The organism is Lysobacter gummosus (genome assembly GCF_001442805.1).
GTDB lineage: Bacteria > Pseudomonadota > Gammaproteobacteria > Xanthomonadales > Xanthomonadaceae > Lysobacter > Lysobacter gummosus.
In genome coordinates this window covers 5,294,643-5,318,161 of sequence record NZ_CP011131.1, presented here as the reverse complement: position 1 = coordinate 5,318,161, position 23,519 = coordinate 5,294,643, and the positions used below count along the sequence as shown (strand labels likewise).

Sequence of the window (23,519 nt, the reverse complement as noted above, 5' to 3'; positions counted from 1 at the left end):
CTCACGAGGCGAAACGCGATATGCGCCGCAGTGGCGGCTGGCTTCGGGTTGGCCGCGGGCGGGGTTGCGCCCGCGCTGGCAGCGGAAAAGCCGCTCAAGGGCAACCTGAAGCATTCCGTCGCCCGTTGGACGTTCCCGAAGCAGTCGGTCGCCGAGCTTTGCCAGACGGTGAAGCGCATCGGTTTTTCCGCCATCGACCTGGTCGGCCCGGAAGACTGGCCCACCCTGAAGGCGCATGGCGTGGACAGCTCGATGTGCAATGGCGCCGAGATCAGCCTGGGGAAAGGCTTCGCCGCCTCTGAGTTCCACGATCAGCTGGTGGAGCGCTACACCCGTCACATCGACCTGGTGGCGGATGCCGGTTACCGCAACCTCATCTGCTTTTCCGGCAATCGCAATGGCATGGATCCCGAGGAGGGGATGAAGAACGCGGAGGCGGGGCTGAAACGCATCCTCGGGCATGCCGAGAAGCGCGGCGTCATGCTGGTGATGGAACTGCTCAATTCCAGAGTGGACCACCCCGACTATCTCTGCGACCGCTCCGCGTGGGGTATCGAGCTGTGCAAGCGGATCGGATCGGGCAACTTCGGACTGCTCTACGACATCTATCACATGCAGATCATGGAAGGCGACATCATCGCCAGCATCCGCAAGAACCATTCGTTCTTCAAGCATTACCACACCGCGGGCGTGCCCGGCCGGCATGAGATCGGCGCGGACCAGGAACTCAACTATCCCGCGATCTGCCGCGCGATTCGCGACACCGGCTTCGGCGGTTATCTGGCGCAGGAGTTCATGCCTGAAGCGCCCGATCCGGTCGCCTCGCTGCGCGAGGCGATACGCCTGTGCGACGTTTGAAACCGATATCCACCTAGGGAAGCACCCATGGCAGACAATCACTACGACGCCATTGTCGTTGGATCAGGAATCAGTGGCGGTTGGGCGGCCAAGGAGCTGACCGAAAAGGGGCTTAAGGTCCTGATGCTGGAACGTGGCCGCAACATCGAACACGTCAAGGACTACGTCAATGCGATGAAGGAGCCGTGGGACTTCCCGCACCGCAACTGGTCGACGCAGGCGATGAAGGCGGACCATCCGGTCCTGATGCGCGACTACGTTCTGAGCGAAAGCACGATGGGGATGTGGGCCGACGAAAAGGACAATCCCTACACGGAAACCAAGCGGTTCGACTGGTACCGCGGCTATCACGTCGGTGGCCGCTCGCTGCTGTGGGGCCGGCAGAGTTATCGTCTGTCGGATCTGGATTTCCAGGCGAACCTCAAGGAGGGCATCGCCACCGACTGGCCGATCCGTTACGCCGACATCGCGCCGTGGTACGACCACGTCGAGAAATTCGCCGGCATCGCCGGCACTGTCGAGGGGCTGGACGTTCTGCCTGACGGCCAGTTCCTGCCGCCCGTCCCGTTGAACGTCGTCGAGAAGGATGTGGCGGCGCGGATAAAGAAAGCGTTCGGCGGCACGCGCCATCTGATCCACTCGCGCACCGCGAACATCACTCAGCCCAAGATCGAGCAGGGCCGCGTCAATTGCCAATATCGCAACAAGTGCATCCTGGGCTGCCCCTATGGCGCTTACTTCTCGACCCAGTCGGCGACGCTGCCGGCGGCGATGAAAACAGGCAACCTGACATTGCGCCCGTTCTCGATCGTCAAGGAGGTGCTTTACGACAAGGAGCGCAAGCGGGCGCGCGGGGTGGAGATCATCGATGCCGAAAACGGCCAGACCTATCAATACACGGCCGATGTCATCTTCCTCAACGCATCGGCCTTCAATTCGACCTGGCTGTTGATGAACTCAGCCACCGATGTATGGGAAGGCGGGCTGGGCTCGTCCTCGGGCGAGCTGGGGCATAACGTCATGGACCATCACTTCCGCGTCGGCGCCGCCGGGACGGTCGAGGGCTACGAAGACAAGTACTACTTCGGCCGCCGCCCGTGCGGCTTCTATATTCCGCGTTTCCGCAACCTCGGCGACGACAAGCGCGACTATGTCCGCGGGTTTGGCTATCAAGGTTCGGCCAGCCGTACGGGATGGTCGCGCGACATCGCCGAACTCAGCATCGGCGCCGACCTGAAGGATGCGTTGAGCGTACCGGGGGACTGGTCCATCGGCATGACGGGTTTTGGCGAGATGTTGCCGTATCACGACAACGCGATCAGCCTCGATCCAAACCGCAAGGACAAGTGGGGCCTGCCGGTGCTGGCGATGGATGTGAGCCTGCGGGAGAACGAATTGTCCATGCGCAAGGACATGGGCGCGGACGCTGCCGAAATGCTGGAGGCCGCTGGCGTCAAGAACGTCAAGGTGCAGAAGAGCGACTACGCCCCCGGTATGGGCATCCACGAAATGGGTACGGCGCGCATGGGCCGCGATCGGAAGAATTCGGTTCTGAACATGCACAATCAGGTATGGGATGCGCCGAACGTCTATGTGACGGACGGGGCCTGCATGACCTCCAGTGCCTGCGTGAATCCGTCGCTGACGTACATGGCCCTGACGGCGCGGGCGGCGGATCATGCAGTGCGTGAACTCAAGGCGGGGAACTTGTGATGGAACGTCGCGAGCTTCTGAAGATGATCGCCGCCGCCACCGGCGCGGCAATGATCGGCATACCGGCGTTCGTCTACGGACAGGCGCCGGTCCCGAACGGCAACACGGTCTTTTCCGAGAGCGAAGTGGCCAAGCTGGACGAGATTGCAGAAACCATCCTGCCCCGGACCAAAACGCCTGGAGCCAAGGACGCGGGCACGGGCCTGTTCATGGCGCGGTTCGTGTCTGATTGCTACACGCCCGAGTATCAGAAGGCCTTCCGCAAGGGGCTGGCCGACATCGACAAGCGCGCGGGCGGCGACTTCATGTCGCTGACTCCCCAGGCCCGCACCGAATTGCTGCGTGCCCTGGATGCTGAAGCAGGAAGGCAGCGCAACGCGACTGACATAGCTACAGGAGGAGCCAATCCGAAGTCGGTGAAGCTGCACTACTTCGCGATGATCAAGCAGCTCGTTCTTTTCGGCTATTTCACCTCCCAGGCGGGAGCGACACAAGCGTTGCGATACGTTGCCGTGCCGGGTCGCTATGACGGCGACGTGGCCTACGAGCCAGGCACGCCCGCGTGGGCGAGCAACTGATAAAGCACCGACTTGCTTGAGTCGCTCTTGGTGGCGGGGACGATGACCAAACCGATCCTGATGGCTTTCTGTGCGCTGGCCGCAGCCACTACGTTCGCGCGGGCACAGGGTGAGCGGCAGCGCGATCCGGCCAAAACGGAAGTCTGGAAACCAGTTCCCGTGACGGTGGCCACGCCCAAGGACGCCGCGCCATCGGACGCGGTGGTTTTGTTCGACGGTACGGATCTGTCCGCCTGGGAGGCGGAGCAGGGCGGCAACGCCCGCTGGACCGTAGCCGATGGCGCTTTCACCGTGGTGCCGGGCAGCAAGGGGATCCGCACGAAAAAGCGCTTCTGCGACATCCAGCTTCATATCGAATGGCGCAGCCCTGCCAAGACCCAGGGGTTTGACGGGCAGAATCGCGGCAACAGCGGGATTTTCCTGCAGGAGCTCTACGAGCTGCAGGTGCTCGACAGCTACGGCAACCCGACCTATTCCAACGGCCAGGCGGCTTCGATCTACAAGCAAGCCATCCCGCTGGTGAATGCCTCGCGCGCACCGGGCGAATGGCAGGAGTACGACGTCATCTGGAAGGCGCCGCGTTTCTCCGAGGGCGGCGGTCTTGCCTCGCCCGCTCGCATAACCGTGCTGCACAACGGTGTACTCGTGCAGGACGGCACCATCGTGTCGGGCAAGACCGAGTACATCGGAGCGCCTTCGTATTCACCTCATGGCTGCGCTCCGATCTACCTTCAGGATCACGATTCCAAGGTCAGCTTCCGCAACGTCTGGGTGCGTGAGTTGTAGCGGACAGGCGCGGAGCGAGCCTCCGCGCCCGCTTCCTACTGTTTCAGGAAGGCCGCGATGTCGTCGATATCCTTCGGCGACAGTTGGCCGAACGGCGGCATCAGTCCGCCACCTTTTTTGATCTTGTCCGCGATCTGCTTCGGGTCGAGCCGCTTATTCACGTCGGTCAGGGCAGGAAACGTTCCTGCGATGCCTGCGCGGTCGGGGCCGTGGCAGGCCGAGCAGTTGGCGGCATAGAGTTTGGCGCCTGCCGCGGCATCCTGCGCGGCGGCAGGTGCGGCCGTAAACGCCGCGGCGAGGAAGGACAGGGCCGCTATCGGGATGAATTTCAACATTGGCTTTCCTTGGTGCTAGCGATCCGCGCCCGCGGGCAGGTGCTCGTTGAGGTAAGTCGCGCCGGTCTTGATGACCGCGGCCGGGTCGAGCGGATGGTCGTGCTCGATGATGTACCACTGCACGCCAGCACGTGCGGCGGCGGGAAGAATCGCATTCCAGTCCAACACGCCTTTGCCCAAGGCGGCGAAACCTTCCTCCTGCTTGGCCTGGCCTGGCGGCGCGTTGTCCTTGGCGTGTACCGCGAACACGCGCCCGCGGAATTTGCCCAGCAACGCTGCCGGGTCGTAGCCCGCGCGCGCAATCCAGGCCAGATCGAGTTCGGCTTTAAGCTTGGGGCCGGCACCGTCGAACATGAGCTCAAGGCCCGTCTTGCCATTGAAATCAACAATCTCGAAGTCGTGATTGTGGTAAGCGAGCGTCATGCCTTTGGCCTGGACCTTCTTCGAAATACCGCCCAGTTCCTTGCCCAATGCGATCCAGCCAGCGGCGTCGGTCGGGCGCTCCTCCTTCTTCAGGTAGGGCACCACGAGCGTGGTGTTGCCGATCGACTTGTTGAACGCCACCACATCGTCGAAGCCGCTGCGCAGATCGGACAACTGCACGTGGGTCGAAACGACCTTGATCGAATACTTGTCCAGAAGCTGCTTGAGATCCCCGGCCGACGTGTTCTGCTTGCCGACGGTCTCCACGGCGTGGATGCCGGCGTCGTGGACGATCTTCAGCTGTTCCTCAAGCGAGGCGATGTTGCGCAGTGTGTACATCTGCACTGCGATGGGTCTGGCCTGGGTTTGGGTGTTCTGTGCGAAGGCGGGCAAGGCGGTCAAGAACAAAAGCGCAGCGGCCGCAATGCTGCGCGGGGCGGTGATCGTCATGGTTTCCTCCCGGGATTCTGATGACTACGGACTAGGTAATGGCTCGCGTGTGGCTGTATCTGCAGCGTCGGATAGACCCATGCACTGGCAATGGGCTCAACCGATGGATGTCCAGGCGCGTGTTCTGGCCGATGCGATGACGCGATCGACGATCAGTGCAGAGCGCAGCCCGTCGTCGAACGTCGGCAGCCCTTCCGGCCGTTCGGCCTGGATGGCGCGATAGGTGTCCGCGACAAAGGCATCGAAGCAGTTGCCGTAGCCTTGCGCATGGCCGGCCGGCAGCACCGAGAGTCTGCGTTGCTCGGAACTTCCCGCGGCCGGGCCGCGCACGAAGATTTCCTCGCGCTGGTCGGGCAACCCGATCCACAGTCGCTCGCTGTCTTCCTGGTCGAACGCGACACTGGCCTTGGCGCCGTCGATCTCGAACCAGAGGCGATTCCTGCGCCCGGCCGACACTTGGCTGACGGTCAACGAGACCAGGGTGCCGCCTGCCGTCTTGAACATGGCCGCCGCGACGTCTTCGCTCGATACCGCGTGCATTGCGCCGTCTGTTGTCGGGGCGGCGAAGCTTCGGCTGGCGGTGGCGCCTCGTTCGGCGATCACGGTTTCGAATGCGGCGCTGACCTCGGCGAAGCGCTCCCCGGTGACCCACTCCACCAGATCGCACCAGTGCGAGCCGATGTCGGCGAACACGCGAGAGGCGCCGCCCAGCATGGGATCGACGCGCCAATTGTTGCTGGCGGGATCCATCAGCCAGTCCTGCAGGTAGCTGCCGTGAATGAGGCGCAGCGGCCCCAGTTCGCCCTGGGCGATGCGCGCGCGCGCCTCGCGGACGACCGGGTGATAGCGGTAGACGAAGGGCACCGTGGCCGCCAAGCCGGTGGATGCGGCCAACGCCGCCAAGGCCCTGGCGTCTTCAAGCGTCGTGGCCAGCGGCTTTTCGCAGATCACGTGCTTGCCGGCCTCCAGCGCCGCCTGCGCCATCGCTCGATGCAGGTGATTGGGAGTGCAGACATGCACGACCTGCACCTGCGGATCTGCGACGACTTCTTCGATGTCGCGATAAGCGCGCGGAACATCCCAGGCCAGCGCCACCTCCCGGGCGCGCTCAGGCGACGACGCGCTCACGCCCCTGACGAAGGCGCCCGCGAGGATCGCTGCGCGGCGATGCACCTCGCCGATCATCCCGGTGCCTACGATGGCGACCCCAAGCTTGCTCATCTGTGCGGATCCTCAGTGTGTGGGTGACGCGGAAGGCGCGGCGGAGACGGAGACCGGCCGTTCGCGGAACAGGAACACGAAGGCCACCAGCACGACCAGGGCGACGCCCGCCGGGAACAGCCAGATCTGCTGCCAGTCCCGTCCTGCCGCCGTGGTGTAGTGCTCGACCACCGCGCCGGACAGAAAGCTGCCGATCAACATGCCGACGCCGTACGTCGCCAGCGTGATGAAGCCTTGCGCGCTGCTGCGGGACGCGGGGCCTGCATGGGCGTCGGTATAGATCTGGCCGGTGACGAAGAAGAAGTCGTAGCAAATGCCATGCAGCACGATGCCGCCCACCAGCAGCGCGAACCCGGCGCCGGCATCGCCATAGGCGAACAGGCCATACCGCAGCACCCAGGCCGCCATGCCCAGCGCCAGCATGGTCTTGACGCCCAACCGCGCGAACAGGAAGGGCATGGCCAGCATCAGCAGCACTTCGGACACCTGGCCGAGCGACTGCAGTCCGGCCGCGCCACGCACGCCGAGATCGTTGAGATAAGGGTTGGTGAAGTTGTAGTAGAACGACAGCGGGATGCAGATCGCGATCGAGGCCAGGAAAAACACCAGGTAGGAACGCGACTTCAAAAGACGCAGCGCATCCAGCCCCAGGATCTGTCCAAGCTTCGCGTTGCGTTGCTGTTCCAGCGGCGGCGTATTGGGAAGGCTGAGCGCATACAGGCCGAGGACCAGCGAGGCCGCCGCGGCCATCTTGAAGGTGAGCTCGAGCCGATGGGCCTGTTCCCAGCCCAGCCAGCCGATCAGCACGCCGGCGACGATCCAGCCAATGCTGCCGGCGACACGGACCGGCGGGAACTGCTTTTCGGGCGATTGCATATGCCGCATCGCGATGCTGTTGGCCAGGGCCAGCGTGGGCATGAACAGCAGCATGTAGATCATGACGCAGGCCGAGAACGCGCCGAAGCTGGTTGCCGTGGATGCCTGCCACATCAGTACCGCGCCGGCCAGATGAAGCACCGCCAGGATGCGCTGCGCCGCGAAGTAGCGGTCGGCGATCAGTCCGACCAGAAACGGCGCGACGATGGCGCCGATGGACTGGCTGAGGAACGCCATCGCCACCTGGCTTGCGCTGGCCTGCAGCGGACCCTGCACCAGGTACGTGCCCAGGGTCACGAACCACGCACCCCAGATGAAGAACTGAAGAAACATCATCGCGCTCAGGCGCGACATGGTGAACGTCATGGGTACCCCTCCCAGGGTCGGTGTCGGATCAAATCCCCAGCATGCCGCGCATCTTTTCCGGACTGACGCCGCTGTCGGCGAAATCGTCGAAGGCGCGCTCGGTGACGCGAATGAGGTGGTCGCGGATGAAGGCGGCTCCCTCGCGCGCGCCGTCCTGCGGATGCTTCAGGCAGCACTCCCACTCCAGTACCGCCCAGCCCGGGAAGTCGTACTGGGCCAGCTTGGAGAAGATCGCCTTGAAGTCGATCTGGCCATCGCCCAGCGAGCGGAATCGTCCGGGGCGATCGATCCAGTTCTCGTAGCCGCCATAGACGCCGCTGCGCGCACTGGCGCGGTATTCGGCGTCCTTGGCGTGGAAGATGCCGATCCGCTCGTGATAGCGGTCGATAAAGCCCAGGTAATCCATCTGCTGCAGCAACAGATGACTGGGGTCGTACAGAATCTTCGCGCGCCGGTGGTGATCGACGACGTCGAGGAATCGCTCGAAGCTCGCGCCGTCGTGCAGGTCTTCGCCCGGATGGATCTCGTAGCACACATCGACGCCGCAGTCGTCGAAGGCGTCCAGGATGGGGCGCCAGCGGCGACCGAGTTCGGCGAAGGCTTCTTCCACCAACCCGCTCGGCCGTTGCGGCCAGGGGTAGAAATAAGGCCAGGCCAGCGAACCGGAAAACGTGGCATGCGCCGTAAGTCCCAGGCGCTGACTGGCTTTGGCCGCCAATGTCAGCTGCTCGACGGCCCAGGCTTGCCGGGCGGCCGGATCGCCGCGTTTTTCCTCCGGGGCGAAACCGTCGAACAAGATGTCGTAGGCTGGATGGACGGCGACCAGCTGACCCTGCAGGTGCGTGGACAGCTCGGTGATCTGGATGCCGTGCCGCGCCAGCGTGCCGGCGATATCGTCGCAGTAGGCTTGGCTGCGCGCAGCCTGGGCGAGGTCGAAGATGTGGGGCGCGCTGGTCGGCACTTGTACCCCAGAATAGCCAAACCCGGCCGCCCACTCGGCCAAAGTGTCCAACCGATTAAACGGAGGTTTGTCATCGATGAACTGCGCGAGGAACAGCGCTGGACCCTTGAGTGTTTTCACGATAATCCCCTCAATGCAATCGATTGCAATCCTAGCATGGGGTCGCCGGGACACGCGTTGTGCACCGCACCGCAGAACCTACGGCTGAGCCATGGCGACCATCTACGACATCGCAAAACACGTGGGTGTCTCGGCAGGCACCGTGTCCCGCGCGCTCTCCCGGCCGGACAAGGTTCTGCCGGCCACGCGCAAGCGCATCGAGGAGGCGGCCGCCGCGCTGGCCTATGTCCCCAACACGGTGGCCAGGACGCTCAAGACCCAGCGAAGCGGCAAGATCCTGGTCACGGTTCCGGACATCGCCAATCCGTTCTTCGCGCAGATACTCCAGGGAGCGGAAGAAGCCGCGCAGGCCGCCGACTACGCCGTCCTGCTCGGCGATACCCAGAACCGCCCGGATCGCGAAGAACGCTACGCGCAGATGCTTCCCCGCAACGAAGCCGACGGCCTGATCGTGCTGGGGCACCGGCTTCCGCCGACGGCGCGGGAAATCGTCAAGCGGCTCGGCGTCACCGCGCCGGTGGTCAACGGATGCGAGTTCGACCCGACGCTGGGCATTCCCAGCGTACATATCGACAACGCAGCCGCCTCGCGCGCCGCGATGGAGCATCTGTATGGATTGGGGCACGAGCGGATCGCCGTGGTGGGCGGCCCTCCGGACAATCCCTTGCACCAACAGCGCCTGGAAGGGGTCAAGGCCGCCGCCAGGGCGAAAGGCCGTTTGCGTTCCCTGACGATCGCCCCGGGCGACTTTTCGGTTGAATCGGGCTATGTGGCCGCGAAAAAGCTGCTGAGCTACGCATCGGCCCCGACCGCCGCGTTCTGTTTCAGCGATCAGATGGCGCTGGGCGTTCTCGCCGCGTGCAGGGATCTGGCGATCCGCGTGCCGGAGGACTTTTCGATCGTCGGTTTCGACGACCTGGAGTCGTCCCGCTATCTCACCCCGCCGCTGACGACGATCAGCCAGCCCATGCGCGAGATCGGCGTCCGCGCCGTCCACCTGCTGCTCGCCATCATCGAGGCCGTGGAAGTGCCGCGCCAACAGACACTGGACTTCAGCTTGATGCTGCGCGGGTCGACCGCCCCACCCGCGGCATAAGAAGCATTGGGTCAAGCCTGAATGAAAGGTGCACTGCCCCGGTTGAATGCATGCGCGGTCGGTGGCAACCGCACATAGGTAAAGGTGAGGCTCGGCAACGGGCCGCATCAAAGCGCGCAGGCCGCGCTTGAGCTCCAGCTAGTCCTCGCGGCCTCACTGCGAGTTCGGTGAACGCTCACGACTCGGCCGAGCGCACGCCAGAAGCATGTCCACCCATGCATCGCTGGACTCCGCGCCGAAGCGCGGGACCATCTGTGTTCCAGCTTACTTGTTGGCCCCGCATCCGAGCGTCCGCTCGGCTTCGCCCTGCGGGGTCAGCGCGATGCGCGAGAACGACAGCTGCAAAGGCGCGGAGGTTTCGATCGCCAATAGGCCGGACAACTTCGACAAATTCGCACCGGCCAGCGCGAAACACTTCAACGGTATCCCGAGCGTGGTCCATTGGCCGAGCGGCAGCGACGCTAAGGAATCGCGCAGCGGCAGCGTTGCGCCGCAGCCTTCGCCGCAGGCAACGCTTATGGCCACTTCGCCCTTCGGTGGAGCGTCCACGCGAAGCGCCAGCGACAGTTGCATGTCGCCGTTGGCCTCGCGCGTCAGGTCCTTCGCCGCATCGGCGATCAACGACAATCGTGCGGGCGCCGACCCCGACCAAGTCACGCGTCGCGCGTCTTCCTGGCGCCGGTGATCGACCGCGGCGATGCGGATACTGTCGTCGTCCGCCGCCGCAGGCAGCGTCTTGAGGCTGACAGCGCGCCGGTCGGCGGCTTCCAGCGTCAGCGACAGTCCCGGCGCCAGCATGCCAAGCCCGTAGAACTGGCCCGGTTGTGCTTGCGCGAGCGATACGCCGGAAGTTTCCGGGAGCGGTACGAGATCGCCCGCGCCGGCATACGTCAGGCCGTAGCCATAAGGGAATTGCGGACGGTAATTCTTCTGGCCGACATTGTTGGCGTACTGGTCGGCGCGGCGCGGCCAGGAGTAGCTGAGCCTGCCCTTGAAGTCGTAACCGATGCCGTCGTCAGGCCCGCGCAACAGAACATCGGCGATGCCGGCACCCTCGCTGCCCGGCAGCCAGGCCGCGACGAAGGCATTGGACGCGTTGATCTCGCGGTTCACCCACAGCGGCCGGCCGCTGAGGAACACCGTCACCACGGGAATGCCGTCGGCCTTCAGTTTCCTGATGAGCGCAAGATCGCTGTCGTCGCCGGGCTTGTAAAGCAGCGTCGGCAGATCGCCCTGGAACTCGGCATAAGGGTTCTCGCCGATCACCACGATGGCGGCGTCGGGTTTGGTCCGATACCGGCCATCGGCCGCGAGTTCGGCGCTGCCGCCCGCGACCTGCACCGCGGCCTTCAACCCTTCCCAGATCGTCTCGCCATTCGGGAAATCCGCGCGCGTGGTGCCCGTGCCCTGCCAGGTCAGTGTCCAGCCGCCGCTCTGCTTGGCCATGCTGTCGGCGCCGTCGCCGGCGACCAACAGTTTCTTTTTCGGGTTCAGCGGCAGCACGCCGCCCTGATTCTTCAACAGCACCAACGATTCGCGCACCGCCCGGCGCGCGACCGCGCGATGCTCGGGGGCGCCCAGCAACTCGAACTTGCCGCCCAGCATTCGTTGTGACGGTTTGCCGGCATCGAACAGGCCGAGCCGGAACTTCACCCGCAGCACGCGCCGCACCGCATCGTCGAGCCTGGCCATCGGAATCGTGCCGGCCTTCGCCGCGGCCAGCGTGCTTTCGTAAAACGGCTTCCAGCTGTCGGGCGCCATCACCAGGTCGACACCGGCGTTCACCGTCGCCGGACACTGCGTGTTGTCGCAGCCGGCGATCTGGCCGTGCGCGTTCCAGTCGGTGACGACGAAGCCGCCGAAGTTCATGCGTCCTTTCAGCACGTCGGTGACCAGCGGCTTGTGACCGGCCAGTTTGACGCCCTGGTAGCTGCTGAAGGAAACCATCACCGCTTGCGTACCGGCGGCGATGGCCGGCGGGTATCCGGCGTTGTGTATGTCGCGCAGCTCGGCCTGACCGATCTGCGTATCGCCCTGGTCCTTGCCGTCGCTTGTGCCGCCGTCGCCGAGATAATGCTTGACCGAGGAGATCACATGCGCGGCGTCCAGGAATTCCTTGTCGCCGACCTTGCCCTGCAGCCCTTCGACCATCGCGCCGGCGTAGCGGGCGACCAGCTTCGGATCTTCCGAATAGCCTTCGTAGCTACGGCCCCAGCGGTCGTCCCGCGGCACCGCGACGGTGGGCGCGAAGGTCCATTCCATGCCGGTGGTCCGCGTCTCGATCGCGGTGATCCGGCCGATCTCGCGGATCAGGTCCGGATTGCGCGTCGCACCCAGGCCGATGTTGTGCGGGAACACAGTGGCGCCGATCACGTTGCTCTGGCCGTGCACCGCATCGATGCCGTACAGGATCGGGATCGCCTTGCCGCCGCCGCGGGTGTCCATCGAGGCCTCGTAGAACGCGTCGGCTTGCGCCAGCCATTCCGCCGGCGCCGCGTTGTACTTGCCGCCCGGATCGGAGCCGCCGCCGGCCAGCACCGAACCCAGGCGGTACTTGCGCACATCCTCGGGCGTGAGGCTGGAAATATCGCCCTGCACGATCTGGCCGACTTTTTCTTCCAGCGTCATCGTCGCCAGCAGCGCATCGACGCGCGCCTCCAGGGCCGGATCGGCCGGTAGCGGCCAGGCCGGCGCCGGCCAGCGCTCGGGCTGGATCGTGCCGCCTGCCGGCGCGTTCCCGGCAACGCCGGGGCCGACGCTCAAACCCAGCGCCACCGCCATGACCAGTCCGCCCCGACGCAGCGCCGCCGAGGGCGTCGGCAGTTTCTTCGATACGATCTTCAAACCAAGCTCCAGAAAGTCCGCGCGGGCAGGGTGCGCGATCGCCCGTGACGCCGCATGCGCTTGCGCAAGGCAACCCAAGGCAGGGGCGGATCGAGATGTGTGCAGCAGGCCGCCTCGCCCGCGGTGCGAGCGAGGCAGGCCGGATGGCTATCAGAACTGCAGGCCGAAGTTCACTCCGTACGTGCGCGGCGGCAAGTACTGCGACACCCACAGGTACTGGCCGGGGCCGGGGCTGAAACGGCCGGCCGCGGTGCGGGTTTCCTCATCGGTGACGTTCTGCACGTACAAGCCGGCCCACCAGCGCCGCTGAGGTTCCTCGTAACGCAGCGAGACGTCGCCACGGGCGTAGGCGTCTTGTTTGTCCTCGTTGCCGAGGTTGAACACGCTCAGCCAGGTTTCGGTTTCGTAATGGCCGGTCACTCGCGGAGTCAGCGTCCCGCCGTTGCCGAGACGGAATTCGTGCTCCCAGATCAGCGTCAACGCGAAGTCGGGCGCGTGCGGCAGTTCGTTGCCGGTCACGTTCGTGCAGTTGCTGATGCCCGACTCCGGCGGGCACGCAGGCAAGCCCTGGTAGTCGTTGCTGCCTGCGTAAAGCAGACTGCCCAGGTCCTTCTTCGGAATGCCCGAAACCGTCAGATTGACGCGGTCGTTCTCGCCGATGAGGGCCGACAGTTCGCTCTCGTAGCCCCACACCTTGGTGCTGTCTTTGACGTTGCTGAAACCCAGGCCGCGGTTGCCGTCGGGAAAGGTGACCGGCGCCGACAACTGGAAGTTCTTGAAGTCCATGTAGTAAATCGCGCTGTTCCAGGTCAGGCGCCCTTCGAGGAAGCTGAACTTGCCGCCGACCTCGTAGTTGGTCAGCTCCTCATGCTTGTAGGTCGCGCCGCCGTCTTGCAGGCCGCCGGACTTGTAGCCGGTGGAGACGCTGGCGTAGAGCAACCCCTTCTCGCCGACATCGAAATCGGTGCGGGCCAGCCACGTCACCTGACTGTGGCCGTACTCGCCATCGTTGACGGTGGAGACGTTGAACCCGTTTTGCGGACTCGGATACGTGCCTGGGGAAATCGGAACCTGCGGCACGTTCGGGTCGTAGGCCCAGCCCCAGCCGCGGCCGCCGACATTCCTCTTCTTGTCGTCGGTATAGCGCGCACCGGCGGTCAGGCGCCAGTTGTCGTTTACATTCCAGGTGGCCTGGCCGAACGCCGCGTACGAATCCACCGTCTCCTTGGGCTGGATGAACGAGCCTTGCCAAGCGACAGTGCCGTCTTGCGTGCCGTTGAAGATCGGAATGTCGAAGCGGATCGAATTCTTCTCGGCCGCGTAGTACAGGCCCACGATCCAGTCGACGGTCCGTTCGCCGGTCGAGGAGAGGTTGAACTCGTGGCTGGTGGTCTTGTATTCGGAATCGGTCGTGCGATCTTCCTGGAACTGCGCCGGGCCGCAGGCGAAGCAGGTCGGCACCAGCACGCCGCTGTCCTGGTCGTAGGTCGAGCGGCCGTCGAAGCGGCTGAAACCGGCTATGTAGGAAAGCCGCAGGCCGTCGTTGATATCCCAGTCCATGCGGCTGCGCAGCGCGTAAGAGTCGCGCTCGATGTACGGCGCGGTGTCGATCAGCGCCGACCAGAAGTCCTGCCCGGCCCGCGGACGCTGCATCAGGTTCATGCTCGGCGTGCCGCGATCGCGGAAGTACTCCAGCGCCAGATTCCAGCTGAAGGCATCGTTGGGCTGCCACAACGCGCTCACGCGCGCGGCCGCCTGGTTCTGGGCGCTGTACTTGTCGCCGCCGGTGACGTACTGGTTCGGATTGATGGGCCGGAACGTGGCCGGATTGCCGCCGGCCGCCGCATAGGCGGCGCGCTGCGCGTCGGAAGACGGTATTTGCCCCACCGGATCCTGGTAGTCGACATAGCCGTCATGCTGTTCCTGAGCCACCGCGACGCGCATCGCGAAGGTGTCGCTGATCGGCAGATTGACCACCGCTCGCGCCCCGATCGCGTTGTAGTTGCCGACGCTGAGCTGGGCGTTGCCGAAGTAGCTGCCGATCTCCGGCGTGGCGGTGCGGAAGTTGACCGCGCCGACCGTGGAGTTGCGCCCCCACAACGTGCCCTGCGGACCGCGCAGCACTTCCGCGGACGCCACGTCCAGCAGCAGGCCGGCGGCGGCTTCGGCCCGCGGCGAATACACACCGTCGACGAAGATCGCCACTTCCGGATCGGCGTATTCCGTCTTGGCCTGGTCGTTGCCGATGCCGCGCAGGGTCATGGTGATCACGTCGTGATCGCCCTGCCGGGTGGCCTGCATGCTGGGCACCAGTTTGGTGAGGTCCTGCACGGTCATCACTCGCTCTTTCTCGAGCGTCTCGGCATTGAGCGCGCTGATCGCGACAGGCGTTTTCTGCAGCGGCGTCTCGCGCTTGGTGCCGGTAACGACGACCGAATCGAGCGTCTTGGGCGCGCTTTCCTGCGGCGCGGCTGCCGCAGGCGTCTGCGGTTGTGCGGGACCTGCGGCCTGAGGCTGATCGGCAGCTCCGGCCAAAGCATCAGTTGATGAAACGAGTACGACGAGAATCGCGCCATACAGCGCGTGCAAGCGGTATGCCATGTCCTCTTCCCTCCAGTTCGGACGTTCCCATCTTCCAGCTCTCATGGCGGCAATCGCCGCTGGCCGGCGTGGGGCGGAGCGAGTGATACGCCCGAATGGAAGCGCTGTCAATGTCAAAATGGTAGCGCTACCAATTTGCTCTTACGGCGTCACGAGCTCGCGTCGCGCGAGGCGTGGATGCCGCACCGCAGCAACGAATCTGCGCGACGTTCATTGGGGGCGGATGCCCGCGCAAACGCGGTTATCGCGCGGCGACCTCGTCCCCGCCATCGCGGTGTGCGATAACATGATTCGCCCCCAACCCCTTCGGAAACGCATTGATGCGCGCCAGAATCGAAGACGTCGCCCAGGCCGCCGGCGTCTCCATGACGACCGTCTCGCGCGTTTTCAACCGAGAGCCGAACGTGCGCGAGAAGACCCGGTTGAAGGTCGAGGCTGCGGCGCAGGCGCTTAACTATCGTCCGAATCCTTCCGCGCGCAGCCTGGCGGGGAACCGTTCCTATCTGATCTCGCTGGTGTACGACGATCCCGCCGCGGCATCGAGCTACATCATGGAGATCATCGTCGGCATGCTCGCCGCCTGCGAGCGTCAGGGTTACAGCGCCATGCTGCGTCCGCTCGAATATTCCAATGCCGACCACGTCCGCGCCGTGGAGGAATCGATCGAGCAATACCGTCCGGACGGCCTGATCCTGGTGCCGCCGTTCGCCGACGACGTCAAACTGCTGAACCGTCTCGACGCCCTCGGCGTGCGCTACGCCTCGATCTCCGCGAAGGCCAAGCTCGGCCACGCGCGCATCGGCACTATTCTCGACGAGCGCAAGGCGGCGGCGGAGATGATCGCGCACGCGGTTGAGCTCGGTCATCGTCGCATCGCCCACATCGCCGGCCCGCCGATGCATGGCGGGCGTGCCTGGCGCCTGGCCGGTTATCGCGACGGCCTGCGCCGCGCGGGTATCCCTTACGACGCCAAGCTTGTCGTCGATGGCGGTTTCACTTTCGACGACGGCGTCGCCGGCACGAGGCAACTGCTCGATCTGAGGCATCCGCCCACCGCGATCTTTGCCGCCAACGACGACAGCGCCTGCGGCGTCATGCACGAGGCGTTCGAACGCGGCCTGCGCATTCCGCAAGACTTGTCCGTGTTCGGTTTCGACGACACGCCGGCCTCGCGCCAGATCTGGCCCAGCCTGACGACGGTACGGCAGCCGTGCCGCGAGATGGGACGCATCGCCGCCGAGCAACTGCTCGCTGCGATCCGCGACCCGCAGGTGGGTTCGCTCGTGCGCGTGCCGTATGAGCTGATGATCCGCCAGTCGGGCGGGCCGGCGCCTGTTGCGGCGAAGCGGCGCTGAGCGACGCCGCCGCGAACGCCGAGCGCCGACGTCAGATGTCCACGCCTGCCGCGACGAACAGGCCCCCGGTCGGCTTCTGGCAGATCTGGAACATGTGCTTCGGCTTCGTGGGGCTGCAGTTCGGTCTCGCGCTGCAGAATGCCAACGTCAGCCGCATCTTCCACACCCTCGGCGCCAGCATTGACGATATTCCCGCGCTGTGGATCGCAGCGCCGCTGACCGGATTGCTGGTGCAGCCGATCATCGGCTATTGCTCCGATCGTACGTGGGGCCGTCTGGGCCGGCGCCGGCCGTATTTCCTCGCCGGCGCCATCCTCGCCGCAATGGCGCTGATCGCGATGCCGAATTCGCCGACGCTGTGGAGCGCGGCGGCGTTGCTGTGGCTCCTCGACGCCGCGATCAACGTCTCGATGGGGCCGTTGCGGTCATTCGTGGGCGATCAGTTGCCGTCGTCGCAGCGGCCGGTCGGCTACGCGATGCAGACCACGTTCATCGCGGCGGGCGCCGTCATCGCCAGCCTGCTGCCGTGGCTGCTCACGCAGTTCGGGGTCAGCAATTTCTCCGCCGCCGGAGAAATACCCGACACGGTGAAGCTGGCGTTCTATCTCGGCGCCGCGGTCTTATTCGGCACGCTCGCCTGGACCGTGGTATCGACGCGCGAGTATCCGCCCGACGCGCTCGCCGCGTTCGAGGACGCAAGCTCCGCAGAGCCTCTGCCGCCGTTTCCCGCGCACCTGCGATACAAAGGCGTGCTTTGGTGCGCGGCCGGACTAGCCGTGTTCCTCACGATCCGCCTGAGCCAGAGCGACGCGCGCCTGCACCTGCTTGCGGCCGGCCTGTTCGCCTACGGGGCGATACAACTGATTGCCAGCTTCAGCCGCGCGCGCAATCCGGTCACCGCGATCATCGCCGACCTGCTGACGATGCCCACGATCATGCGCCAGCTCGTGCCCGTGCAGTGCTTTTCCTGGTTCGCGCTGTTCGCCATGTGGATCTACACGACGGCCGCTGTAACCGACGTGCATTTCGCCGCGCAGGACACACGCTCGGCCGCCTACAACGACGGCGCGAACTGGGCCGGCGTGCTGTTCGCCGCTTACAACGGTTTCGCCGTACCTGCGGCGATGCTGATTCCATGGATGACGCGCCGGCTCGGCCTGCGCCTGAGCCACCTGATCAATCTCGTCCTGGGCGGCTGCGGCCTGTTGTCCTTCCTGCTGATCCGCGACCCGCACTGGTTGCTGCTGTCGATGGTCGGCGTCGGCTTCGCCTGGGCGTCGATCCTGTCCCTGCCTTACGCGATGCTGTCCGACAGCGTGCCGGCGGGGAAGATGGGCGTGCACATGGGCATCTTCAATCTGTTTATCGTCATCCCGCAATTGCTCGCCGCCAGCGTCCTGGGCTTCCTGCTGAAGACGTTCTTCGGCAATGCGCCGATCTTCGCCCTGCTGATCGGCGGCATCAGTTTATTGGCGGCGGCACTGTGTGTGGTACGCGTCGGCGACGTTGCCGGAAATGGCCGTCTGCCGAAATAGTGCTTCGGAAGCGGCCATGGTCTATTTCGGGAGTCTCCTGCACGGCTCCTTGTATGCTTCCCCAAGCACGACGCAACTACATCGCCCAAGCCGAAACCGCTTCGCGGCCCGATTCATAACTCAGGTGCTGGCTCTCACTAATGAACTCTGACCGCCAATCGATGGAGTCGGCCCTCAAGACAGTCTGCCTGCCATTCCTGAGGGAGATCGGCTTTAAGGGAAGCTTTCCGAACCTATACAGAGACACGGACGGCTTTGTAAGCCTCATCAACTTCCAATTTTCCTCAGCAGGCGGCAGTTTTTGCGTAAACATTTCTTTTGCCGACAAGCTGCGAACGAACATTTACTTCAACAAAGAGGCCGCGCCAAAAGATTTGCGCGTCTCCTTCGCTACGGAACAGGCCCGCCTTGGCGCAAAGGATCTCTTTGGAGATCATTGGTTCTCATTCGGGCCGACAAGCGGCGCTGAGTTTCGTGGAAATCCACAGAATCCGGCCGCCATAGCGGCGCAGATCAATCAGCTCGTAACAGACGCAGCGCAGCCGTGGTGGCTAAAGCATGCCGGTGAGAGCTGACAGTACGAGAAACGAGTGGTGATCGCTGGTCGATTCCCCGCGGTTCGCCCTAGGGCCGATCACGAAGATGAACCCGTCCCTGGACCTAGGGCGCGCCTCAGGTTGCCCTGTTCTGTTCGCAGCACCTAGGATCTGAATCTCCAGAGTCGGAGGCGGAGCGATGATGCCTGCCCGTTTTGCGATCCCCTTTGTCGCCGTCGCCTTGCTGGCGTCGTGCTCTCAACCAGCCCCGCCCGCCGAGACTGCGACAGCGCCGGCCGCTACCAGGCCCGCGCCGGAGGCGGGGAATCCGACCATTGCCCAACCCGCGCCCGCGGCCCCTGTATCGGCTCCAATTGCCAGCCAGCCCGGCCCTCAGGGATCCCAGTGGGATCTCACCAGGGCGGCGGTCACCGGGAATCTGCTTACCGTGCAGTTCCTGGTTAAACCCGCTGCGGACAAGAATCTGTCCTTCATCGATCAGAAGATCGACGACGTCAGTGCTGTCGATGACGCCACATCGCAGCGCTACAGCGTTCTGAAAGACGACACGGGCAAACCGATGGCTTCCCCGGTCGCCCCAACGGGAAGAGTGTTGCGTCTGAGTGTCGATCGCGGGTCGCAGGCCGTGGTGTGGTTCAAGTTCCCGGCGCCGCCGGCCAGTTCCGCGACCGTCTCGATCAATATCCCCGACGTCGGCCCGTTCGATGGCGTGACCGTGCAGCGATGAAGCGAATCGCCGGTGCCATCAGCGTCGTGCTCGCCCTTGGCTGCACGCGGGAGCCGCCAGCGGCGCAGGAAAAAATGGCGCAAACGCCGGCAACCGATACCACGCCTGCCGTCCCTGCAACGGCTCCGAAGGATCCGTCGCAGGGCAGCGGGTCCGCGCTGAGCGGCAACGTCAGCGGCCTGAGCGCACGCGTCACGGACCTGCAAGGCCTCGTCAACGCTCTCGGCGGGGAAATCCGCGAGCATGAAATCCATGTCGCCCTGCCGGCAGACACGTTGTTCGAGTTCGACAAGGCCGAGATCCTGCCGGCCGCGGAAACGAACTTGCGCACGCTGGCGGAGCTGATCGGAAAGACCCGCGGCACGGTGTTGCTCAAGGGCTATACGGACGAGAAAGGCGACGACGCCTACAACCTCGCTTTGTCCGGACGTCGTGCCGAAGCGGTAAAGAATTGGATGGCGGCAAACGGCGTGCCGGTCGAACGCCTCGACGCCAGGGGTTACGGCGAAGCCGATCCTGTCGTGCCCAACCGACACCCCAACGGCAACGACGATCCTGACGCCCGCGCCAGAAATCGGCGCGTGGAAGTCATTCTGCCGCGATCCTAGCGCCTGTGATTGCCCGGTCCACGTGTCGGCAACGATGTTGAATTCTTCGAGTCGCCCGATTCCTCGCACAATACGTTTGGCGGAATTCAGGACGTGATTCGTTCGAGCGCGCGGGAGTTCCTGGACGCGTACCGCAGCGAGCTGCGGCCGTTCGACAGGCAGCACCAGGTGGCGCCTGGGATCGTGGTAACGCTCACCGGCGGTCACACCCCCGGACACAGCGTGGTCCGCATCGCCTCCGGCGGCGATCGGCTGACGTTCACCGGCGAGGCCGTAGTTCCGGCCGGGATCGAATACCCCGATTGGGAAAACGCCTTCGATCACGAACCCGAGGACGCGACCCGCGTGCGGGTTCGCCTCTTGCGGGAGGCTGCGAGAACCGGAGAGCTGTTCCTGGCCTCCCACCTGTCGTTCCCGTCCCTTGGCCGCGTGGCGGCCGCCGGCAAGGCGTTTCGTTATTTGCCGGCCAACTGGGCGTACTGGCGGCTTGCTGGGGGTAGGGCCGAAATACCGGCCATTGCGCTGATGACCGGCCGCTCTATCAAGAAGAGAAGACGAGGCGAATACAGCGCGCGTAGTCTGATGCTTGTACTGAAGCGGCGACTGAATGGAAAAGCCCCGCAACCGCGGGGCTTTTTCTTGGAGACTGGCCGCGTGGTTCGCTGAGCCCTTGTTGGCCGATAACGGTTCGCTATCGCGCCTCAACCAGCGGCATCCGCCGGCTTTCTTCCCCATGCCTGGAAGAAGAGGTGGGATACCACCAGTGTATCCGGATCGCTCAGGTGACTTCTCAAGCGGGTCAAAAGCGAGGAAATCTCCCGCGCACCCGCCAGCTTTTGATCGACAAGGCGTTCGGCGACATTCTCGGCGAAATCCGCCGCGATAAATCGCCGTTCGTGGTCGGCCGGATAAACGTGCACGATCGGACGCACGCTGATTTCCACCAGGCGAGCCACCTCGCGAAGCATGCGGGGCAATCGCCGTCCGATGTGGGGATCTATCCCGTTGTGTTCGGCGTAGCGCTTGAACAGCCCCATGAGCGTATCCCAGGCGGCACAGGGAGGATCACAGAGGAAGCTGACGTAGTCGGCTTCATGCAAGGCAAGCCATCCTCCCGGTTTCAATAGCGCCGCCGCTTCCGCCACGATTTGTTCCGGCTCCGGCACATTCACCAACACCAAGCGCGCCGCGACCAGATCAAATGAGGCCCTGGGCAGTTCGGTGTTCCGTGCGTCCTTCACCCAAACCTCTACGTTAGCGAGGTTGGACGCCGATACCCAATCTCTAGCCAACGCCACCGCGTCTTCGCTGCGATCCACTCCGATCACTCGTCCGGACGGGCCTGCGCGACCGGACAGAATCTCCAGGCAGCCTTGTGGGCCGCATCCAATCTCGACAATGCGCGGATCATCGGGGAGGGGGATCTGCTGGAACATCCACCGTGACTCTCCTGCCAACTGTCTGGCCTGGGCCTGGAGTCGAATCTGCTCCTCCCGGCGATAGCCGAGCATGTACTCGTCGGCGCTGCCCATATCGATCACCCTCTGGTCGCAATCGGGGAATTTCGTTGCTGTCGTCACCGCCCATCGGGCTCAACGCGGTTCCATCGCCAGATAGGGCGCTACGCTGCCCAGTTTCTCGACCGTCTCGGTGAACTCCCGCAGTGGATTTGACTGGGCAATGATTCCAGCGCCAGCCTGGACCCAACTCCTTGCCGCATCTTGATAGGCGGCTCTCAGCACCAGCGCCGCCTCAAAGCGACGCTCGCCTTCGATCATCAGCACGGCGCCGGAATAGAGCTCGCGAGGAACGGTTTCCAGGCGCGCTATCGCAGCGATCGCGGCTTGCTTGGGAATGCCCGTGGCCGTGATTGAAGGAAACAGGATGTCCAGGGCGTCCCATGCATCGGCATTGTCCTTCAATCGTCCGCTAACCCGCGAGCCGAGGTGCTGCACACTGCCACGGTTGCGAACCGACATGAAGTCGTCGATTACCACAGTGCCATGCGTACAAATTCGCATGAGCTCATCGACCGCTTCGCGGACGGAAATCGCATGCTCCACGATCTCCTTCGGGTCATTGATCAGTTCATCCCGATTTCGCGCATCCGTTCGCGGATCATCGCTCCTGGACCGAGTGCCCGCCAGGGGTTCGGTTGAGACGATGCCGTCATCCACCGACATGACCAGCTCCGGACTGAATCCAACGGCCTCGCGCGAATCGAATTTAAGCGCGAACGTTCTCGCCGGTGTATTGCGCCGGCGACCCAGCACCAGGCTGGCCGGCATATCGATGCGCTCTTGTGTCGGGACAGCGCGCGACACGATGATTTTTGCGTAGACACCGGAGCCTATCTCCTCCAACGCGGCACGGACGATGTCCTGATATACCCTTTCGCCGGCCTTGGTGTCGATCGGGCACAGATGGGGCGATGAGACGGTCGTCTGTTCCGACACAACTCTGACGACCTCATCCACCGCGGCCTCATCGTCGGAACAGATTTCGACGATGTCTGAGGTAACGACAATCTCAACGCGGGGGATCATCAAGATCAGGAGCGGCCAAGTGCCTGGCGTGTAAGGCTGGCCGTTCACGCAAGGCGCATAGTTGAATGCCACAAGTCCATGGACTCGTCGTCCGGAGCATGAGTGCTCGGCCATGAACTGTCTCGCCACCGACGCCAGCGCGGCATTCGTCGGGCCTGTCTGCATGCCCTCTTTCGATATCACCTCGTAACGGCCGCCGCAGGGGCTGATCGAGAGGGTGGCTGTAATCCCAAGGCCGATATGCCATCGATCATCGCGTTCATACGCGAAATATTGATCGTGTCCAAGTGCGTGAAGCAGCCGCTCGGCGATCTGCAACCCATCGCCACCGCTTAAGCCAATAACACGCATGACCCGATCAGCGCTCATCGCCGCTCCTTCGCCCTTGAGCGATTGCGTCATTGGTATTTGGGGCCAGAAACGGAGGGAAATCAGCCGCGGTTCGTGGCTTTCCACGTCCGCCAAGTCGTGCCATAAGGCAACTGCGGACTGCGATACTTCTATAGCCGATTGATGCTCTGCACAATCACGTTGTATTTTCGACGGCGATCGGAATTGCGCCTCCAACAGCATCACAATCCGACATGATCGCCTCGGCATGGCATGGCTCGATCCGCCACGGATCGGGGATCGGATCGCGGGCCTCGCTGCTGTCGCGAACCGCGCGTTCCATGGGGATAATCGACTTCATGCCCGGTGCGGATCGATCCGCTCGGTGAGCCATGCGTTGCCTTGGTCGCAGGCGTCGGACCAGTTACCGCCGGTAATCGAGCATGCCCCATCGCGAACTTGTTTTCGGCTTAGATCGCGCTGCCCAATGAGGGCATAAAATCGATGCTCGGAATGCAGTGTCTACCTCTTGCGTCAGCGCATTGGAGGCCTATCGAATACTTGCCGATCGGATGCGACTGCAGTCGAAAACCGCTTTGATCTATCGTGAGTTTCAGTGAGCGAAACATCTCG

General features: G+C 64.0%; 21 protein-coding genes. 11 read left to right on the top strand and 10 right to left on the bottom strand.

Annotated features, from left to right (window positions below; all coding sequences use genetic code 11):
- Positions 1–18 precede the first annotated feature (18 nt).
- Genes LG3211_RS21650 through LG3211_RS21635 form a run of 4 tightly spaced genes read left to right on the top strand, consistent with a single transcriptional unit; the run spans position 19 to position 3,935 of the window.
- Positions 19–858 (top strand): hydroxypyruvate isomerase family protein, encoded by an 840-nt coding sequence (locus LG3211_RS21650; protein WP_425479983.1) that lies wholly within the window; start codon positions 19–21, stop codon positions 856–858.
- A gap of 27 nt (positions 859–885) precedes the next feature.
- Complete coding sequence (locus LG3211_RS21645) at positions 886–2,571, top strand: GMC oxidoreductase (RefSeq protein ID WP_057944638.1); 1,686 nt, start codon at positions 886–888, stop codon at positions 2,569–2,571.
- Positions 2,571–3,149, top strand: a complete 579-nt coding sequence (locus LG3211_RS21640) for a gluconate 2-dehydrogenase subunit 3 family protein (RefSeq protein WP_057944637.1) — start codon at positions 2,571–2,573, stop codon at positions 3,147–3,149. Before LG3211_RS21645 ends, LG3211_RS21640 begins: the two co-directional genes overlap by 1 nt.
- A gap of 42 nt (positions 3,150–3,191) precedes the next feature.
- The gene (locus LG3211_RS21635) at positions 3,192–3,935 is read left to right on the top strand and encodes a 3-keto-disaccharide hydrolase (protein ID WP_187313070.1); all 744 of its coding nucleotides are present in this window, start codon (positions 3,192–3,194) and stop codon (positions 3,933–3,935) included.
- Between the two features lie 35 nt (positions 3,936–3,970).
- Here the strand turns inward: LG3211_RS21635 and LG3211_RS21630 are convergent, their stop codons facing one another.
- The 5 genes from LG3211_RS21630 to LG3211_RS21610 form a co-directional block, all read right to left on the bottom strand.
- Entirely contained in the window at positions 3,971–4,267 is a 297-nt protein-coding gene (locus tag LG3211_RS21630; protein ID WP_425479982.1) for a c-type cytochrome, read from the bottom strand.
- Positions 4,268–4,285: 18 nt separating this feature from the next.
- Positions 4,286–5,143: a sugar phosphate isomerase/epimerase family protein gene (locus LG3211_RS21625; protein WP_057944636.1), complete on the bottom strand. Its 858-nt coding sequence runs from the start codon at positions 5,141–5,143 to the stop codon at positions 4,286–4,288.
- Between the two features lie 96 nt (positions 5,144–5,239).
- Positions 5,240–6,364: a Gfo/Idh/MocA family protein gene (locus tag LG3211_RS21620; protein ID WP_057944635.1), complete on the bottom strand. Its 1,125-nt coding sequence runs from the start codon at positions 6,362–6,364 to the stop codon at positions 5,240–5,242.
- A gap of 12 nt (positions 6,365–6,376) precedes the next feature.
- Complete coding sequence (locus LG3211_RS21615; RefSeq protein WP_057944634.1) at positions 6,377–7,606, bottom strand: nucleoside permease; 1,230 nt, start codon at positions 7,604–7,606, stop codon at positions 6,377–6,379.
- Between the two features lie 28 nt (positions 7,607–7,634).
- The gene (locus LG3211_RS21610) at positions 7,635–8,687 is read right to left on the bottom strand and encodes a sugar phosphate isomerase/epimerase family protein (RefSeq protein ID WP_057944633.1); all 1,053 of its coding nucleotides are present in this window, start codon (positions 8,685–8,687) and stop codon (positions 7,635–7,637) included.
- A gap of 91 nt (positions 8,688–8,778) precedes the next feature.
- Between LG3211_RS21610 and LG3211_RS21605 the strand changes: the two genes are divergently transcribed.
- Positions 8,779–9,783 carry a LacI family DNA-binding transcriptional regulator gene (locus tag LG3211_RS21605; protein ID WP_057944632.1) on the top strand — a complete coding sequence of 335 codons (1,005 nt, stop codon included), beginning with the start codon at positions 8,779–8,781 and terminating at the stop codon, positions 9,781–9,783.
- Between the two features lie 264 nt (positions 9,784–10,047).
- Here LG3211_RS21605 and LG3211_RS21600 read toward each other — a convergent pair whose 3' ends face one another.
- Together LG3211_RS21600 and LG3211_RS21595 are read right to left on the bottom strand one after the other, a co-directional pair.
- A complete protein-coding gene (locus LG3211_RS21600; protein WP_057945667.1) occupies positions 10,048–12,564 on the bottom strand; it encodes a glycoside hydrolase family 3 protein in 2,517 nt (838 codons plus the stop codon).
- Between the two features lie 213 nt (positions 12,565–12,777).
- Entirely contained in the window at positions 12,778–15,228 is a 2,451-nt protein-coding gene (locus tag LG3211_RS21595; protein ID WP_057944631.1) for a TonB-dependent receptor, read from the bottom strand.
- A gap of 320 nt (positions 15,229–15,548) precedes the next feature.
- Here LG3211_RS21595 and LG3211_RS21590 point away from each other — a divergent pair, with 320 nt between their 5' ends.
- The 6 genes from LG3211_RS21590 to LG3211_RS21565 all read left to right on the top strand — a co-directional run bounded on the left by LG3211_RS21590 (position 15,549) and on the right by LG3211_RS21565 (position 20,676).
- Positions 15,549–16,583: a LacI family DNA-binding transcriptional regulator gene (locus LG3211_RS21590; protein WP_057944630.1), complete on the top strand. Its 1,035-nt coding sequence runs from the start codon at positions 15,549–15,551 to the stop codon at positions 16,581–16,583.
- 35 nt (positions 16,584–16,618) lie between these two features.
- Positions 16,619–18,118: an MFS transporter gene (locus LG3211_RS21585; RefSeq protein WP_057944629.1), complete on the top strand. Its 1,500-nt coding sequence runs from the start codon at positions 16,619–16,621 to the stop codon at positions 18,116–18,118.
- Positions 18,119–18,258: 140 nt separating this feature from the next.
- Complete coding sequence (locus tag LG3211_RS21580) at positions 18,259–18,693, top strand: DUF4304 domain-containing protein (RefSeq protein WP_057944628.1); 435 nt, start codon at positions 18,259–18,261, stop codon at positions 18,691–18,693.
- Between the two features lie 160 nt (positions 18,694–18,853).
- Positions 18,854–19,402 carry a hypothetical protein gene (locus LG3211_RS21575; RefSeq protein ID WP_057944627.1) on the top strand — a complete coding sequence of 183 codons (549 nt, stop codon included), beginning with the start codon at positions 18,854–18,856 and terminating at the stop codon, positions 19,400–19,402.
- Positions 19,399–20,010: an OmpA family protein gene (locus LG3211_RS21570; protein ID WP_057944626.1), complete on the top strand. Its 612-nt coding sequence runs from the start codon at positions 19,399–19,401 to the stop codon at positions 20,008–20,010. Before LG3211_RS21575 ends, LG3211_RS21570 begins: the two co-directional genes overlap by 4 nt.
- A 9-nt stretch (positions 20,011–20,019) precedes the next feature.
- Positions 20,020–20,676, top strand: a complete 657-nt coding sequence (locus LG3211_RS21565; protein ID WP_237049790.1) for an MBL fold metallo-hydrolase — start codon at positions 20,020–20,022, stop codon at positions 20,674–20,676.
- 35 nt (positions 20,677–20,711) lie between these two features.
- Here LG3211_RS21565 and LG3211_RS21560 read toward each other — a convergent pair whose 3' ends face one another.
- From LG3211_RS21560 to LG3211_RS26565, 3 genes are all read right to left on the bottom strand, one after another.
- Positions 20,712–21,590 carry a methyltransferase domain-containing protein gene (locus tag LG3211_RS21560; RefSeq protein WP_222837538.1) on the bottom strand — a complete coding sequence of 293 codons (879 nt, stop codon included), beginning with the start codon at positions 21,588–21,590 and terminating at the stop codon, positions 20,712–20,714.
- Between the two features lie 12 nt (positions 21,591–21,602).
- Positions 21,603–22,958 (bottom strand): salicylate synthase, encoded by a 1,356-nt coding sequence (locus tag LG3211_RS25095; RefSeq protein ID WP_187313069.1) that lies wholly within the window; start codon positions 22,956–22,958, stop codon positions 21,603–21,605.
- Between the two features lie 124 nt (positions 22,959–23,082).
- Positions 23,083–23,247, bottom strand: coding sequence for a hypothetical protein (locus tag LG3211_RS26565; protein WP_187313068.1), 165 nt, complete (start codon positions 23,245–23,247; stop codon positions 23,083–23,085).
- Positions 23,248–23,519: the final 272 nt, after the last annotated feature.

Coding starts and splice junctions, on each gene's coding strand:
- LG3211_RS21645 (WP_057944638.1), top strand. CDS start 886: ATGGCAGACAATCACTACGACGCCATTGTCGTTGGATCAGGAATCAGT.
- LG3211_RS21640 (WP_057944637.1), top strand. CDS start 2,571: ATGGAACGTCGCGAGCTTCTGAAGATGATCGCCGCCGCCACCGGCGCG.
- LG3211_RS21635 (WP_187313070.1), top strand. CDS start 3,192: ATGACCAAACCGATCCTGATGGCTTTCTGTGCGCTGGCCGCAGCCACT.
- LG3211_RS21625 (WP_057944636.1), bottom strand. CDS start 5,143: ATGACGATCACCGCCCCGCGCAGCATTGCGGCCGCTGCGCTTTTGTTC.
- LG3211_RS21620 (WP_057944635.1), bottom strand. CDS start 6,364: ATGAGCAAGCTTGGGGTCGCCATCGTAGGCACCGGGATGATCGGCGAG.
- LG3211_RS21615 (WP_057944634.1), bottom strand. CDS start 7,606: ATGACGTTCACCATGTCGCGCCTGAGCGCGATGATGTTTCTTCAGTTC.
- LG3211_RS21605 (WP_057944632.1), top strand. CDS start 8,779: ATGGCGACCATCTACGACATCGCAAAACACGTGGGTGTCTCGGCAGGC.
- LG3211_RS21600 (WP_057945667.1), bottom strand. CDS start 12,564: ATGGCGGTGGCGCTGGGTTTGAGCGTCGGCCCCGGCGTTGCCGGGAAC.
- LG3211_RS21595 (WP_057944631.1), bottom strand. CDS start 15,228: ATGGCATACCGCTTGCACGCGCTGTATGGCGCGATTCTCGTCGTACTC.
- LG3211_RS21590 (WP_057944630.1), top strand. CDS start 15,549: ATGCGCGCCAGAATCGAAGACGTCGCCCAGGCCGCCGGCGTCTCCATG.
- LG3211_RS21585 (WP_057944629.1), top strand. CDS start 16,619: ATGTCCACGCCTGCCGCGACGAACAGGCCCCCGGTCGGCTTCTGGCAG.
- LG3211_RS21580 (WP_057944628.1), top strand. CDS start 18,259: ATGAACTCTGACCGCCAATCGATGGAGTCGGCCCTCAAGACAGTCTGC.
- LG3211_RS21575 (WP_057944627.1), top strand. CDS start 18,854: ATGATGCCTGCCCGTTTTGCGATCCCCTTTGTCGCCGTCGCCTTGCTG.
- LG3211_RS21570 (WP_057944626.1), top strand. CDS start 19,399: ATGAAGCGAATCGCCGGTGCCATCAGCGTCGTGCTCGCCCTTGGCTGC.
- LG3211_RS25095 (WP_187313069.1), bottom strand. CDS start 22,958: ATGACGCAATCGCTCAAGGGCGAAGGAGCGGCGATGAGCGCTGATCGG.
- LG3211_RS26565 (WP_187313068.1), bottom strand. CDS start 23,247: ATGAAGTCGATTATCCCCATGGAACGCGCGGTTCGCGACAGCAGCGAG.